A 15,288-nucleotide genomic window follows, 5' to 3' on the forward strand; every position below is an offset into this window, starting at 1 on the left:
ACAGAGGGGGTCGGTCGAGGCAGACTGCGGCTTGATCGCTGCTGGAAAGCACGGTCGAACGACGATGGCGTGCTCCTCTGCCGACCCCACCCGCCTCGCTTTGCGAGGTACCCTCCCCTCGAGGGGGAGGGAGGCGCCGCGCCCTTTGGCGGCAATAGCAAGACCTGATCGGCGGGGACCGAACGCATGGCCGCAGCACCGAAAAGACCGTTCCGTTGGCATATCGGCGTTTTCCTGGCGCCGGCGCTGCTGGTCTATACGGCGATCATGATCCTGCCGCTGGCCGGCACGCTGCAGCTGTCGCTGTTCCGCAACATCAACCAGTCGCAGGTCTTCGTCGGACTGGAAAATTTCCGCATGCTGTTCGGTGATCCCAACTGGTCGGTCAATTTCTGGAACGCGCTCAGGAACAATGTCTGGTTCTTCATCATCCACATGCTGGTGCAGAACCCGATCGGCGTCCTTTTGGCCGCACTTCTGTCCAGCCCCAGGCTACGGTTTTCCGCCTTCTACCGCACGGCGATCTTCGTGCCGACGATCCTGTCTTTCGTCATCGTCGGCTTCGCCTGGAAGCTGATCCTGTCGCCGCTATGGGGCGTGGCGCCGCATATGATGGACCTTGTCGGCCTGAAAAGCCTGTTCACGCCCTGGCTCGGCAAGGCGCAATATGCGCTGACCGCGCTCAGCCTGATCTCGGTGTGGCAGTTCGTCGGCATCCCGATGATGCTGATCTATGCGGCACTGCTGTCCATTCCCGAAGAGGTGATCGAAGCGGCCGAATGCGACGGCATCACTGGGATGGCGCAGTTCTGGAAGATCAAGCTGCCGCTCATCCTGCCGTCGATCGGCATCATCTCGATCCTGACCTTCGTCGGCAACTTCAACGCTTTCGACCTGATCTACACCGCGCAAGGCGCGCTGGCCGGGCCGAACTATTCAACGGATATTCTCGGCACCTTCCTCTACCGCGCCTTCTTCGGTTTCCAGCTGCAGGTCGGCGATCCCAACATGGGCGCGGCGATCGCCACGATGATGTTCCTGATCATCCTCGGCGGCGTCTGCGTCTATCTGTTCCTCGTACAGACGCGCTTGCGTCGCTACCAGTTTTAGGGGAGCGCGACCATGAGCACCGCAACCCGCTCGCTGCCCCGCACCATCGGCGCGCATGCGATCCTTCTGACCTACACCGCAATCGCGCTTTTTCCGGTCATCCTCGTGATCATGAATTCGTTCAAATCGCGCGCAGGGATTTTCGGCGCGCCGCTGACGCCGCCGACGCCAGGGACCTTCGACCTGATCGGCTACACCACGGTGATCGGCCAGGGCGACTTCATCCACTATTTCCAGAACAGCCTTGTCGTCACCGTCGCCTCGCTGTTCTTCGTGCTTTTGTTCGGCGCCATGGCCGCCTTCGCGCTGTCGGAATACCGCTTCCGCGGCAATTCGCTGATGGGGCTCTATCTGGCGCTCGGCATCATGATCCCGATCCGCCTCGGCACCGTCGCCATCCTGCAGCTGATGGTGGCGAGCGGGCTGGTCAACACGCTGACGGCGCTGATCCTGGTCTACACGGCGCAGGGCCTGCCGCTTGCCGTCTTCATCCTGTCGGAATTCATGAAGCAGGTCTCCGACGACCTGAAGAACGCCGGCCGCATCGACGGGCTATCGGAATACACCATCTTCTTCCGCCTGGTGTTGCCGCTGGTCAGGCCATCTATGGCAACGGTCGCCGTCTTCACCATGATCCCGATCTGGAACGATCTGTGGTTCCCGCTGATCCTGGCGCCGTCGGAGGAAACCAAGACGGTGACGCTCGGCGCGCAACTGTTCCTCGGCCAGTTCGTCACCAACTGGAATGCCATCCTGGCGGCACTGTCGCTGGCGATCATGCCGGTGCTGATCCTCTACGTCATCTTCTCGCGGCAGCTGATCCGCGGCATCACTTCGGGAGCGGTCAAGTGAGTGAGGGTCGGGACGCGATCAGTCGAGGCCTCACCGAGTCGGCAATCCGCCACAGATTCCGCGGCGTTCGCAAAACAAACTATTATCGCGAATGGCCGGAAACGGTCTGTCTGCTTAACCTTCAGAAGTCTGCCTGGGGACCGCAGTTCTATCTCAATGCAGCTGTCTGGCTGACTCGGTTCGGGATCGAGCGTCGACCGAAGGAATACAACTGTCATATCGTCTGGCGTGTCAACTCCCTGATGGTTAGCGAGCAATCCAAGGCATTCACCGAGGCGCTGGATCTGGATCGTCCGTTGCCGGACGACCGGAGGTCTTCTCTGATCAAAGAGGGAGTCGATACATACGGGTTCGGACTTCTGGCACGTTGTGAAAGCGAAAAGGCTGCTCTGCAGATCGCCAGTGAGTATGGATCGAGTATTAGGATGGACCTGAAAGCCCGCGCTCTACTAAAGGCAAACTGAAATGGACCAACCCCTTCGCGTTGTCATCGCCGGCCTCGGCAATATGGGGCGCAGCCATGCGTTGGCGTATCACACCAATCCGGGATTCCAGATCGCCGCGCTGGTCAACCGCTCCGATGTGCCGCTGCCGGAAGGGCTTTCGACCTACGCCATCCGGCGTTCCTTCGACGAGGCGCTACGCGACGAAAAGCCCGATGTCGCCTGCATCGCTACCTATTCCGACAGCCATGCCGACTATGCGGTCAGTGCATTCGAGGCCGGCTGCCATGTCTTCGTCGAAAAGCCGCTGGCAACGACGGTCGCCGATGCAAAGCGCGTGGTCGCGGCAGCCAAGGCCAACGGCAAAAAACTGGTGATCGGCTACATCCTGCGCCATCACCCGTCCTGGATCCGGCTGATCGCCGAGGCGCGCAAGCTCGGCGGCCCTTACGTGTTCCGCATGAACCTCAACCAGCAATCCTCCGGCCATAGCTGGGAGACGCACAAGCAGTTGATGCAGACGACATCGCCGATCGTCGATTGCGGCGTGCATTATCTCGACGTGATGCTGCAGATCACCGACGCCAGGCCAGTCGAGGTGCGCGGCATGGGGCTGAGGCTGAGCGACGAGATCGCGCCGTCAATGTACAATTACGGTCATCTGCAGGTGCTATTCGACGACGGTTCGGTCGGCTGGTACGAGGCCGGCTGGGGGCCGATGATTTCGGAGACGGCTTTCTTCGTCAAGGACGTGATCTCGCCCAATGGCTGCGTGTCGATCGTCATGAAGGAGGGTGTCAGGTCCGACGACATCGACACCCACACCAAGACCTCGACCATCCGCCTGCACAGCGCGGCGACCGGCGCGGATGGCAAGTTCGCCAAACCCGACGAAATGCTGTCGATGCAAGGCGAGCCCGGCCATCAGGACCTCTGCGACCTGGAACAGGCGTTTGTGCTGAAGTCGGTCCGCGAGGATCTGGACTTGACCCGTCACATGGACGACGCGGTGAAGTCGCTCGCCGTCTGCCTTGCCGCAGACGAGAGCGTGCGCAGCGGCCTCGCCGTGAAACTCTAGAACAGGGACGACGCCGTGGGCTCGCTGAATATCGAGAATGTCAAAAAGGCCTTCGGGCCGGTCGAGGTGCTGAAGGGCATCAACCTCGAGGTGACGGATGGCGAGTTCGTCGTCTTCGTCGGTCCATCCGGCTGCGGAAAGTCGACGCTGCTCAGGGTCATTGCCGGGCTGGAGGACTCAACCTCGGGCCGCGTGGTCATCGACGGTGCGGACGTCTCCGCAACGCCGCCGGCCAAGCGCGGTATCGCCATGGTGTTCCAGACCTATGCGCTCTATCCGCATCTGACGGTGAAGAACAATATGGGCCTCGGCCTCAAGCAGGCGGGCACGCCGGCGGCCGAGATCGACCGCCGCATCGGCATCGCTTCCTCGATGCTGTCGCTGGAGCCCTACCTCTCGAGGCGGCCGGCCGAGTTGTCCGGCGGCCAGCGCCAGCGCGTCGCCATCGGCCGCGCCGTGGTGCGTGAGCCCAAGCTTTTTCTGTTCGACGAGCCGCTGTCGAACCTCGACGCCGCACTGCGCGTCAACACCAGGCTGGAGATCGCGCAATTGCATCGCCGGCTGAAGGCCACGATGATCTATGTCACCCACGACCAGGTCGAGGCGATGACACTGGCCGACAAGATCGTCGTGCTGAACGCGGGAAAGATCGAGCAGATCGGCGGACCGATGGAGCTTTACAATTCGCCGGCAAATGAATTCGTCGCCGGCTTCATCGGCTCACCGAAGATGAACTTCGTCGACGGGGCCAGGCTTGGCGAGACGGCCAAGACCATCGGTGTCCGTCCCGAGCACCTGACCGTCGATCCGAAATCCGGTGCCTGGAAAGGCACGGTTGTCCATGCCGAGCACCTTGGCGCCGACACCAACCTCTATCTCGACTGCGAGAAGGCCGGCTTGATCACAGTGCGCATCTTCGGCGTCTATAACGCCGAACCGGGTGCCACGCTCTACGCGACGCCGGATCCGGCAAAGACATACCGGTTTGGGGCTGATGGGAAGGTGCTGAAATAGCGCAGGTGCCGACTCCCCTTCTCCCCTTGTGGGCTAGCGTGCGCACACCTCTCCGAAGCAGATGTGTGCGCACGCTAGCCCCCAGGGGAGAAGGCAAAGCGCCGCCTACAAATCCGCCTTGAACGTCTGCTTCTGGATGCCCAGCCCTTCGATACCGAGCTCGACCACGTCGCCGGGCTTCAGGAAGACCGGCGGCTTCATGCCGAGGCCGACGCCGGGCGGCGTGCCGGTAGAGATGATGTCGCCCGGGTGCAGCGACATGAACTGGCTGAGATAGGAGACGAGATAAGCGACGCCAAAGACCATGGTCTTGGTCGAGCCGTTCTGCATGGTCTTGCCGTTGACCGTCAGCCACATCGGGATGTTCTGCGGGTCCTTGATCTCGTCCTTGGTCACCAGCCACGGGCCGATCGGCCCGAACGTGTCGCAGGACTTGCCCTTGGTCCACTGGCCCTGGCGCTCGGCCTGGAAGGCGCGCTCGGAGACGTCGTGCGCGACGCAGTAGCCGGCGACATAATCAAGCGCCTCGGCCTCGGTGACATACTTTGCAGTCTTGCCGATCACCACGCCGAGCTCGACCTCCCAGTCGGTCTTCACCGAGCCGCGCGGGATCAGCACGTCGTCGTTCGGCCCGACAATAGCCGAGCTTGCCTTCATGAAGATGATCGGCTCCGGCGGCACGGTGGCGCCGGTTTCGGCAGCATGGTCGGAATAGTTGAGACCGATGCAGATGAATTTGCCGGTGCCGGCGACGCAGGCGCCGATGCGTGGCTTGCCGGAAACCGCCGGTAGCGTCTTCGGGTCGAGCTTCGACAATGTCTCGAGCGATGCCGGGTCAAGCGCCTTGCCGGCAATGTCGGTGACATGGGCGGAGAGGTCGCGGATCGTTCCATCCGCATCGAGCAGGCCGGGGCGTTCGCTCCCCGCCTCGCCATAGCGCAGCAGTTTCATGCAGTTTTCTCCCAGTTGCGACCAGAGGCCGTTTGCAAACTCGCTCCGCTGCGGCGAATGGCGTGGGTTTCGAGAACCGGAGCGGAGCGTACTTAAAGTACGTGAGCACCGGAAGCGCAGAAAGCCGCGTCAGGCGCCCGGCGGAGTAGGGTTTTCAAATGGCCTCTTAGATCGACCAGCCACCGTCGATATTATAAGCCTGCCCCGACGTATAGGTGGCGCCGCCCAGATAGACGGCGAGGTCGGCGATTTCCTCGGGCGTGCCGAGGCGGCCCATCGGCTGGCGGGCGATGAAGGCGGCGCGAGCTGCTTCGTAGTCGCCCTGCGCATGCATGCGGTCCTGCAGCGACGGGCTTTCGACTGTGCCCGGACAGATCGCATTGCAGCGTATGCCCTTGCCGACATAGTCGGCGGCGACCGACTTGGTCAGGCCGATGACGGCTGCCTTGGTTAGGCCATATACGAAGCGGTTCGGCACGCCCTTGGTCGAACTGGCCAGCGATGCCATGTTGATGATCGAGCCGTCGCCGCGCTCCAGCATGCCGGGCAGCACGGCGCGGATGGTGCGGATCATCGAGCGGACATTGAGATCATAGGCAAAGTCGAGATCGCCGTCCTTCATCTCGAGGATCGAGCCGGAATGGACGAAGCCGGCGCAATTGAACAGCACGTCCACGGCGCCGATCTCGGCAAACGCGGCGTTCACCGCCTCGTCGTTCAGCACGTCGAGCTTGCGGGTCTTGATACCGGGCGTCTTGCCGAGGTCGGCGAGCACCACCTCGTTGATGTCGGTGGCATGGACGACGGCGCCGACCTTGGCGAACGCCAGCGCGCTCGCCCGGCCGATGCCTTGCGCCGCCGCCGTGACGACAACGATTTTGCCTGTCAGATCCGCCATGCTTTTCTCCTCGCCCGTCTGTGGTCGTTCGGCTTTACCGGCGCAAGGCCGGGGCGCAATGTGCCAGCCGGGCACTACCATCCCGCCTGTTTCGATATTCGCCTGCCAGCCAAATGTTTTTTCTCGGTAAAGAACATCTTTTGGCCCGTCAAGCCCGGACGTCTCTCCGGGGCACTCAGTCGCCGTAGGGCACCCAGACGTTCTTGACCTCGATCGCACGGCGCAGCAAGGCATCGCCGGCTGCTTCGTTCGAGGGCCAGTCGAAGCTGTGGCCGTTGCCGGTCCAGACGCGTTTGAGATTGCCGATGGACTCGGCCTCGGCCTTGGCGCAAGTCTCGGCATCGGCGAACACCCAGAGCCCGTCGACATCGTCATGCTTGGCTAATACGCCGGCAAGCTCGGCGCTACGGCCGGTGACGATATTGATGGCGCCTGCCGGAACGTCGGAATATTCGATGACCTGGTAGAGGTCGGTGGCAAGCAGCGGGTATTTTTCGGATGGCACTGCGACTACGGTGTTGCCCATGGCAAGCGCCGGCGCCACCAGCGAGATCAGGCCAAGCAGAGGCGCATTGTCCGGCGCGATGATGCCGACGACGCCGACTGGCTCGTGCAGCGCCAATGTGACGGCGCGGGCCGGCGGCTGGTGGACGCGGGCCTCGAATTTGTCGGCCAAGCCGGCATAGAGGAAAAGGCGCTCGATCGACAGCTCGACCTCGTCACGCGCCGCCTTGGCGGTCGCGCCGGTGAGCTGGGTCAAACGGGCGGCAAACTCGTCTGCGCGGCCGGAAAGGTTTTCGGCCAGGTAATAGAGCACCTGGCTACGGTTGTAGGCGGTCGCCTCCGGCCAGGCCTTGCAGGCGCGCGCGGCCGCGACGGCGTCACGGATATCCTTGCGGTTGCCGAGACCGATCTCGCCGGCAAGCTTGCCCTTGGCGCTGGCGATGGCGAAGGAATAATTGCCGTCCGGCCGGACCTGCTTGCCGCCGATGAACAGCTTTGCCGTGCGGTCGATGGCGCCACCTTCCGCCTGCTCGACAGGTTGGGCCGAAGACGTTGCCGGTTTGATGATCGGGCCGAGCGGCAGTTTTGCCGAGAGATATTCGAACATGCCCTCGCGCCCGCCTTCACGACCAAAGCCGCTCTCGCGGTAGCCGCCGAAGCCGCAGGAGGCGTCGAACATATTGGTGCCGTTGACCCAGACGACGCCGGCCTTCAATTGCGGCGCGACGTGCAGGGCAAGATTGATGTTCTCACTCCACACCGAAGCGGCCAGGCCATAGCGTGTGTTGTTGGCGAGCTCGATCGCTTCCTCGGTGTTGCGGAAGGTCATAGTGGCGAGCACCGGCCCGAACACCTCTTCCTGTGCCAGGATGTTAGCCGGCGAAACACCTGTCGCCAGCGTTGGCAGATGGTAATAGCCCGCGGCGGGCAGTGCCGAGTCCGGCTGCCAGCAGATCGCGCCCTGCTTGGCGCCTTCGGCGATCAGGCCCTTGACGCGATCGAGCTGAGTCAAATCGACCAGCGGGCCGATATCGGTGTTCTTGTCGAGCGGACTGCCGACGCGCAGCCGGCTCATCCGCGTCTTGACCTTGGCGATGAAGGCGTCGGCGATGCCTTCTTGCACCAGAAGGCGCGAGCCGGCACAGCACACCTGGCCCTGGTTGAACCAGATGCCGTCGACCAGACCCTCGACGGCGCTGTCGAGGTCGGCATCCTCGAAAACCACGAATGCCGACTTGCCGCCAAGCTCCAGCGACAGTTTTTTGCCCGAGCCGGCAGTGGCCTTGCGGATGATCTTGCCGACCTCGGACGAACCGGTGAAGGCAATCTTCTGGACGCCGGGATGGTTGACGATGGTCGCGCCCGCCTCCGGCCCGCCCTGGACGATGTTGACGACGCCCTTCGGCACGCCGGCGCGTCCGCAGATCTCGGCAAACAGGATCGCGGTGAGCGGCGTGAATTCCGCGGGTTTGAGCACCACGGTGCAGCCCGCAGCGAGCGCCGGCGCGATCTTCCAGGCGAGCATCAAGAGCGGGAAGTTCCACGGGATGATCTGGCCGACGACGCCGACGGCCTTGTGGCCGGGAAAATCCCTGTCCAGCGCCTGCGCCCAGCCGGCATGATGGATGAAATGGCGGATCGCCAGCGGCACGTCGATGTCGCGGCTTTCGCGGATCGGCTTGCCATTGTCGATCGATTCCAGCACCGCGAACAGCCGTTGGTGGCGTTGCATGGCGCGGCCGATGGCATAGAGCACTTTGGCTCGGCTGTGGCCGGTGCTGGCGCTCCATTTCGGCAGCGCTTTTGTGGCCGCCGCAACCGCCGCGTCGATCTCGGCGGCACCGGCATCCGACACCTTGGCCAGCAGCTTTCCCGAGGACGGATCGCTGGTGTCGAAGGTTTTGCCTCCGCTGGCTGCCTTCCAGTCGCCGCCGATGAACAGCGCTTTGCCGAAATCCCGCGCGGCAAGCCACGCATCGGCCTCGTTGCGCGCCTCCGGCGCCGGGCCGTATTCCATGGCGTGATAGCGTTCGAGGATGTTCATGAAGTGCTCCGAATCACGCCATCGCGTGGCGATGATTGGCCGAGTAGTGGCCGGTCAGATGATGCTCGAGCTGGCGCTCGATATCGGTCAAAAGGCTCGATGCTCCGAAGCGGAACAGCTCCGGCTCCAGCCACGGCCGGCCCAGTTCTTCTTTCATCAGCACCAGCCAATCGAGCGAGGCTTTTGCCGTGGAAATGCCACCGGCCGGCTTGAAGCCGATGAGATAGCCGGTTTCCTCGAAATAGGCGCGGATAGCGCGCACCATGGCAAGGCCGACCGGCAGCGTCGCGTTGACGCTTTCCTTGCCGGTCGAGGTCTTGATGAAATCTGCACCCGCCATCATCGCCACCATCGAGGCGAGCATGACGTTGCGCAGCGTGGCGAGGTCGCCGGTACCGAGGATCACCTTCAGATGCGCCTCGCCGCAAGCGGCGCGCATCGAGACGATCTCGTTATAGAGCTCCTGCCATTTCGCCGCGAATACCAGGCCGCGCGGGATGACGACGTCGATCTCGTCGGCGCCGTCGCGGACCGATGCTTCGATCTCTTGCAGGCGCGTCGAAAGCGGTGCAAGGCCATGCGGGAAGGCGGTCGAAACGGCGGCGACATGGACGCCGCTGCCGCGCAGCGCTTCTACGGCGGTGGCGACGAAGGGATGATAGACGCAGACCGCCGCCGGGCGGATCTTTTCACCAGTAATGCCCAGCCCCTCGACGATGTCGCGACGGAACGGGTTGACCGCCTTGGCACAGAGCCTGCGCACACGCTCTTCCGTGTCGTTCGAGTTCAGCGTCGTCAGGTCCATGCAGGCGACGGCGCGCAGCAGCCAGGCCGCCTGGTTATCGGCCTTGATCGAGCGTCTTTTGGTCAGGCTGGCGACGCGGCGTTCCAGCGCCGAGCGGTTGACGCCGCGCATCGATTCCATGAAGCCGAGATCGAGCCTCATGCCGGGATTGCGAGCAATGCCATGGGCTTGCGGCATCGGCGCATTGGCGGCGGCGCGCGCCGGCAGCGGCGTGATCTTGGACGTGCCGAGATCGGTTTCGCGGATTGTGCTGCTCATCTCCTGCCCCTTGTTCAGCGACTTATGCCGAAGATAGACCGTGAAGCAGCGCTTCACGAGTCCTTCAAGCAGTCATAGCGGAAAAAGGCGGTCAAGGCAGCCGATTTTTGACCGCATGATCAAAATCAGGGTCTCGAACCAGTGGACGCTGAGCTGCGCGTCTCAGCCGACGAAGGCGCGCTCGACGACGAAGCTTGCCGGATGGTGCAGCGAGCCTTCCTGGAAGCCGAGGCTTTCGGCCAGTTCCTTGACGTCCTTGAGCATATGCATCGAGCCGCAGATCATGATGCGGTCGGTCTCGGGATTGAGCCTGTCGATGCCGAGATCGGTGTAGAATTTGCCCGAGCCGATCAGCGCGGTGATGCGGCCCATGCGCACGGAGGTCTCGCGCGTCGTCGAATTATACAGCGTGACGCGGCCGCCGGTCAGTTCGCCGATCAGCGGGTCCTTCTCAAGCGCTGTCACCAGCTCCTGGCCGTAGGTGAGCTCGGCATTGTCGCGGCAGGTATGGGTCAGCACCACCTGCTCGAACTTCTCATAGGTGTCGGGATCGCGCAGCAGGCTGGCGAATGGAGCAATGCCGGTGCCGGTCGAGATCATGAACAGGCGCTTGGCCGGCGTCAGCGCGTCGACCACCAGCGTGCCGGTCGACTTCTGCCGCATGATGACGGTATCGCCGATCTCGATTTTCTGCAGCTCCGAGGTAAGCGGGCCGTCCGGCACCTTGATCGAGAAGAATTCGAGTTCGTCGTCCCAGGACGGGCTGGCGATCGAATAGGCGCGGAACACTGGCTTCTCGGCATTGGGCAGGCCGATCATGACGAATTCGCCGGAGCGGAAGCGCAGCGACTGCGGCCGGGTGATGCGGAACGAAAACAGCCGGTCGGTATAATGCTTCACCGAGACGACGGTTTCGGCATAGACATTGGCCGGTATCGGGAACTGCAGCGGCCGGGCGCCGGCAGTGTTGAACGCGGATGTGGTGTTCATCAAACCTAACCTTCTGGGCCGGCTCAGCGCCGGCGCCAAATCTCCATCTGCGCGCCCGAACCGGTCAGGTTCCAGCGTGCCGTTTGCACACTCCGAAGCGGTAAGCTCTTGTGTCCGGAATTTATTAGTATACAAACGATATTTGCGTCAAGACGCCGCCGTAAAACAGCTTTCCAAACTAAGGCATGTAGGCAGTTCGGGCATTTCGGGTTTCGACAATGGGACAGAATTTTTCGGCGCGAGCGCTGGATTCGACTGGCGGCGTCGTCGCCGGCATCGATGTCGGCGGAACTTTTACCGACCTCCTTCTGATCGACGGCCGTGACGGTGGCCGGGTGCATATCGCCAAGACCCCGACGACAGTCGACAACCAGGCGTTCGGCGTCGTTTCGGCACTTGGCGCCACCGGCTTTCCGGTCGACGGCATCGACCTCATCGTGCACGGCACGACGACGACTACCAACGCGGTGCTGGAGCGCCGGCTGGCCAAGACCGGCATGATCACCACGCGCGGCTTTCGCGACGTCATCGAGCTTGGCCGGCGGACACGGCCGCAGGCCTATGGCATGACGGGCACCTTCGTCCCGATCATTCCGCGCAATCTGCGGCTCGAAGTGTCGGAGCGGGTCGAGGCCTCGGGCGCGGTGCGCATCCCGCTCGACGAGGCCGATATGCGGACAGCGATTTCACAACTGATCGCAGCCGGCTGCGAATCCCTGGTCATCCATTTCCTGCATTCCTACGCCAACCCGGCGCATGAGCGGCGCGCCGCCGAGATCGCAGGGGAGCTTTGGCCGAACGGCTACATCACGACAGGCCACGCCCTGCTTTCGGAAGCGCGCGAATTCGAGCGCGGCGTCACCGCTTCGGTCAACGCCTCGGTGCAGCCAATCCTCGAACGCTATGTCGAGCGGCTGCGCAAGGAGCTGGCGTCAAAAGGCTACGCCCGCGACTTCCTGATCATGAACGGCAATGGCGGCATGATCTCGGCCCGCTTTGTCACACGTGAGTCGGCCAAGACCGTCATGTCCGGCCCCGCTTCCGGTGTCATCGCTGCCGCCTATACCGGAAAACGCGCCGGCTTCGAAAATCTGGTCACCTACGACATGGGCGGCACCTCGACCGACGTGGCGCTGATCCGCAACGCCGAGCCGGCGGTGTCGAACGAGATCGAGATCGAATATGCGATGCCGATCCACGTGCCGATGGTGGCGGTGCATACGGTCGGCGCCGGCGGCGGCTCGATCGCCCGCGTCGATGCGGCCGGCCTGATCCAGATCGGCCCGGAAAGCGCCGGCGCCAATCCCGGCCCGATCTGCTACGGACGCGGCGGCTTGGAGCCGACCATCACCGACGCCAATCTGGTGCTTGGCCGGCTGGCGCCGAAAAAGCTGCTTGCGGTGGAAAACCCGGTCACCGTCGAACGGGTCACCGGCATATTCGAGGACAGGATCGGCCGACCTATCGGCCTGTCCGGCGTCGAGGCGGCGGGTGCGGTGCTGCGGCTCGGCAACGTGAAGATGGCCGGCGCCATTCGCATGGTCTCGGTGTCGCGCGGCCATGACCCGCGCGATTTCGCGCTGTTCGCCTTCGGCGGCGCCGGGCCGCTGCATGCGACGGCACTGGCGCGCGAACTAGGCCTGCCGAAAGTGCTGGTGCCGGCGCGGCCGGGCATCACCAATGCTCTCGGCTGCGTCGTCGCCGATCTGCGCCATGATTTCGTCAACACGGTCAACCAGCCGGTGGCCAGTCTCGATGAAACCCAGCTCCACGAGACATTGGAACGGCACCGAAACGAAGGCGAGGAGCTGATCGGCAAGGAAGCGGTGAAGCCGGAAGCAATCCGTTTCACGCATTCCGCCGACATGCAGTTCGTCGGCCAGACGCATATCATAAACGTGCCGCTGCCGTCGTCTGCGATGACACGCGAGGGACTGCAGCAACTGTTCGACAAGGCCTATTTCGCCCGCTTCAAGGTCGAGCTACCCGAGATCCGCGCCAATCTGGTCAATCTCAACACCTCGGTCACCGGCGTGCGGCCGACCATCGATCTGTCCCGGCTGATCGATCCGGCTGGGCGCGCCAAAACGCTCGAAGAGGCGCGGCGCGAAATCCGGCCGGTCTGGTATGGCGGGCGCTGGTACGATACGCCGGTCTACAGCAGGGAAAAGCTGCCGCTCGGCGCAGTCATCATGGGGCCGGCGATCCTCGAACAGATGGACGCGACGACTGTGCTGGAGCCCGGCGACCGGGCGCGATCGGATGCCGACGGCAACATCATCATCGATATCGGCGAGGCCTGAGATGGAAAAACTCGACGCCATCACCCTTTCGGTCATCCAGGCGGCGCTACAGCAAGTCTGCGACGAAATGGACCTGACATTTTCGCGCGCCGCGTTCTCGCCTGTCATCGCCGAGGCCAATGACCGTTCGGATGGCATCTATTCGGCGCTCGATGGTTCGCTGATCGCGCAAGGCAGCCAGGGCCTGCCGGTGTTCGTCGGCGTCATGCAGTATTCGACCAAAACCGTGATCGAGATGATCGCCGACGGACGCTGCCTGCCGCCCGAGCCGGGCGATATCTACATCGTCAATGATCCCTATCTCGGCGGCACCCATCTCATGGATGTGCGCTTCGCCATGCCGGTCTACCGCGACGGCAGGATATTCTGCTGGCTTTCGAACACCGGCCATTGGCCCGACATTGGCGGTTCGGTGCCGGGCGGATTCTCCGCCTCGGCAACGGCGGTCGAGCAGGAAGGCTTGCGGTTGCCGCCGGTGAAACTGTTCAAGAAGGGCGTGCTCGACCCGGAGATCTACGCCATCATCTGCTCCAACATCCGTGTCGCCGACCAGCGCATTGGCGATATCCGCGCGCAGGCGGCGGCACTGCTGATCGGCCAGGACAGGCTTAATGGAATCCTGGATCGTTACGGAGATGAAACGGTTGTCGAAGCGATCGCCGAATTGCGGCGCCGCGCCGCTGAACAGATGCGCGTCAACATATCGGCCATTCCCGACGGAATCTATCGCTCGCAGGCCTTCGTCGATTCAGACGGCGTGGTAAACGAGCCGCTGACTATCGCGCTGGCGGCCGAAAAACAGGGCGACACGCTCAGCTTCGACTTCTCGGGCTCATCACAGCCCTGCGCTGGGCCGATGAACAGCGTGCTGGCGACGACCTTGTCCTCGGTCTATCTCGCCATGCGGCACATTTTCCCCGATGTGCCGATCAGCGCCGGCGCCTTCGAGCCGCTGATCGTCAAGCGGCCGGAAGGCACCTTCCTCGACGCCAAATATCCGCGGCCGGTATCGGGCTGCGCGGCTGAGGTTTCGCAGCGCATCGCCGAGGCGGTGTTCGCGGCGATGGTGCAGGCCCTGCCGGACAGGGTGACGGCGGCTCCGGCTGGCTCCAGCGGCAATTTCGCGCTCGGCGGCAACGATCCGGTCCGTGGCCGCGATTATGTCATGTACCAGATCTCCGGCGGCGGCTATGGCGGCAATGCCGGTCACGACGGCCTGACCAATGGCTGCTCTACCATCGGCATCTCCAAGTCGCCGCCGGTCGAGATCATGGAGCAGGCCTTCCCGGTGCTCTACCGGCATTACGCGCTGCGCGAAGGCTCGGGTGGCGCCGGCAAGCACCGCGGCGGGTTTGGGCTCGCCTATGAGGTAGAGATCCTGCGCGGCGACGCCCGCGCCTCTTTCGTCATGGATCACGGCCGGTTCGGCCCGCAAGGCGCGCTCGGCGGCAAGGACGGCGCGGTCAACACGGTGACTGTGTTCCGCAACGGCGAGGAACATGTGCCGCCGCACCTCTCAAAGGAACAGGACATCGCGCTGAAGGCAGGCGACCGCGTGCGCGTCGGCACACCGGGCGGCGGCGGCTACGGCGATCCGTTGCAGCGGGACGCCGATCTGGTGTCGAGGGATGTCGCGCTGGGCTATTACACGCCCGCAGAAGCCGCCGAAAAGTTCGGCGTCGCTCTCTCGGCGGATGGATTGGGGATCGACCGGGCAGCCACGGAAAAGAGGCGCGCCGGCTGACGGCGCGGCCCCGGATTTCCCTCATTTGCGGCCAACGATCAGTTGCGGTGGTCCAGCCTCGCGACCAGCCGGTCGCCGGCCCACTGGATGCCGCAGACCAGGATGATCAGCACAATGACAACGGCGATCATGACGGACGTCTCGAAGCGCTGGTAGCCGTAGCGGATGGCGAGGTCGCCGAGGCCGGCCGCGCCGCAGGCGCCCGCCCAGGGCCCCGCCCCCCACACCCAGACCCCCCTGAACCTGAAGCCCGCGGCGCAGCCCCGCCACCCGTACCGCCCCCCCCCCCCAAGA

12 protein-coding genes and 1 pseudogene are annotated in these 15,288 nt (G+C 63.6%); 7 read left to right on the forward strand and 6 right to left on the reverse strand.

Features of this window, described 5'->3' with window-relative positions:
* Nucleotides 1–186: 186 nt before the first annotated feature.
* The 5 genes from NKI41_RS16925 to NKI41_RS16945 are packed head-to-tail and all read left to right on the forward strand — an operon-like array spanning nt 187 to nt 4,497.
* Nucleotides 187–1,110, forward strand: a complete 924-nt coding sequence (locus NKI41_RS16925) for a carbohydrate ABC transporter permease (protein WP_023718922.1) — start codon at nt 187–189, stop codon at nt 1,108–1,110.
* 12 nt (nt 1,111–1,122) lie between these two features.
* Nucleotides 1,123–1,962: a carbohydrate ABC transporter permease gene (locus NKI41_RS16930; protein ID WP_023718923.1), complete on the forward strand. Its 840-nt coding sequence runs from the start codon at nt 1,123–1,125 to the stop codon at nt 1,960–1,962.
* On the forward strand, nt 1,959–2,426 hold the full coding sequence (locus NKI41_RS16935; protein ID WP_352614241.1) for a DUF4304 domain-containing protein: 468 nt from the start codon (nt 1,959–1,961) through the stop codon (nt 2,424–2,426). The genes NKI41_RS16930 and NKI41_RS16935 overlap by 4 nt, the downstream gene beginning before the upstream one ends.
* 1 nt (nt 2,427) lies before the next feature.
* Nucleotides 2,428–3,483 carry a Gfo/Idh/MocA family protein gene (locus tag NKI41_RS16940; protein ID WP_352684098.1) on the forward strand — a complete coding sequence of 352 codons (1,056 nt, stop codon included), beginning with the start codon at nt 2,428–2,430 and terminating at the stop codon, nt 3,481–3,483.
* A gap of 15 nt (nt 3,484–3,498) precedes the next feature.
* Nucleotides 3,499–4,497: an ABC transporter ATP-binding protein gene (locus NKI41_RS16945; protein WP_352527632.1), complete on the forward strand. Its 999-nt coding sequence runs from the start codon at nt 3,499–3,501 to the stop codon at nt 4,495–4,497.
* A 105-nt stretch (nt 4,498–4,602) separates the two neighbouring features.
* Here the strand turns inward: NKI41_RS16945 and NKI41_RS16950 are convergent, their stop codons facing one another.
* The 5 genes from NKI41_RS16950 to NKI41_RS16970 form a co-directional block, all read right to left on the reverse strand.
* On the reverse strand, nt 4,603–5,448 hold the full coding sequence (locus NKI41_RS16950; protein ID WP_352684100.1) for a fumarylacetoacetate hydrolase family protein: 846 nt from the start codon (nt 5,446–5,448) through the stop codon (nt 4,603–4,605).
* Nucleotides 5,449–5,614: 166 nt separating this feature from the next.
* Entirely contained in the window at nt 5,615–6,346 is a 732-nt protein-coding gene (locus tag NKI41_RS16955) for an SDR family oxidoreductase (RefSeq protein ID WP_352684102.1), read from the reverse strand.
* A 175-nt stretch (nt 6,347–6,521) separates the two neighbouring features.
* Nucleotides 6,522–8,894 carry an aldehyde dehydrogenase family protein gene (locus NKI41_RS16960; RefSeq protein WP_352684104.1) on the reverse strand — a complete coding sequence of 791 codons (2,373 nt, stop codon included), beginning with the start codon at nt 8,892–8,894 and terminating at the stop codon, nt 6,522–6,524.
* Nucleotides 8,895–8,907: 13 nt separating this feature from the next.
* Nucleotides 8,908–9,957, reverse strand: coding sequence for a deoxyribose-phosphate aldolase (gene deoC / locus NKI41_RS16965; protein WP_352473098.1), 1,050 nt, complete (start codon nt 9,955–9,957; stop codon nt 8,908–8,910).
* 162 nt (nt 9,958–10,119) lie between these two features.
* A complete protein-coding gene (locus NKI41_RS16970) occupies nt 10,120–10,947 on the reverse strand; it encodes a ferredoxin--NADP reductase (protein WP_352684106.1) in 828 nt (275 codons plus the stop codon).
* Nucleotides 10,948–11,165: 218 nt separating this feature from the next.
* On the opposite strand from NKI41_RS16970, the gene NKI41_RS16975 reads away from it, so the two are divergent.
* Both NKI41_RS16975 and NKI41_RS16980 read left to right on the forward strand, forming a co-directional pair.
* Nucleotides 11,166–13,250 carry a hydantoinase/oxoprolinase family protein gene (locus NKI41_RS16975; protein WP_352684108.1) on the forward strand — a complete coding sequence of 695 codons (2,085 nt, stop codon included), beginning with the start codon at nt 11,166–11,168 and terminating at the stop codon, nt 13,248–13,250.
* A gap of 1 nt (nt 13,251) precedes the next feature.
* Nucleotides 13,252–14,994: a hydantoinase B/oxoprolinase family protein gene (locus NKI41_RS16980; RefSeq protein ID WP_352684110.1), complete on the forward strand. Its 1,743-nt coding sequence runs from the start codon at nt 13,252–13,254 to the stop codon at nt 14,992–14,994.
* A gap of 38 nt (nt 14,995–15,032) precedes the next feature.
* On the opposite strand, the pseudogene NKI41_RS16985 reads toward NKI41_RS16980, so the two are convergent.
* Nucleotides 15,033–15,288, reverse strand: a pseudogene (locus NKI41_RS16985) (hypothetical protein); the annotation flags it as partial.

The sequence above is a fragment of the Mesorhizobium sp. M0601 genome, from assembly GCF_040320845.1.
Lineage (GTDB): Bacteria > Pseudomonadota > Alphaproteobacteria > Rhizobiales > Rhizobiaceae > Mesorhizobium.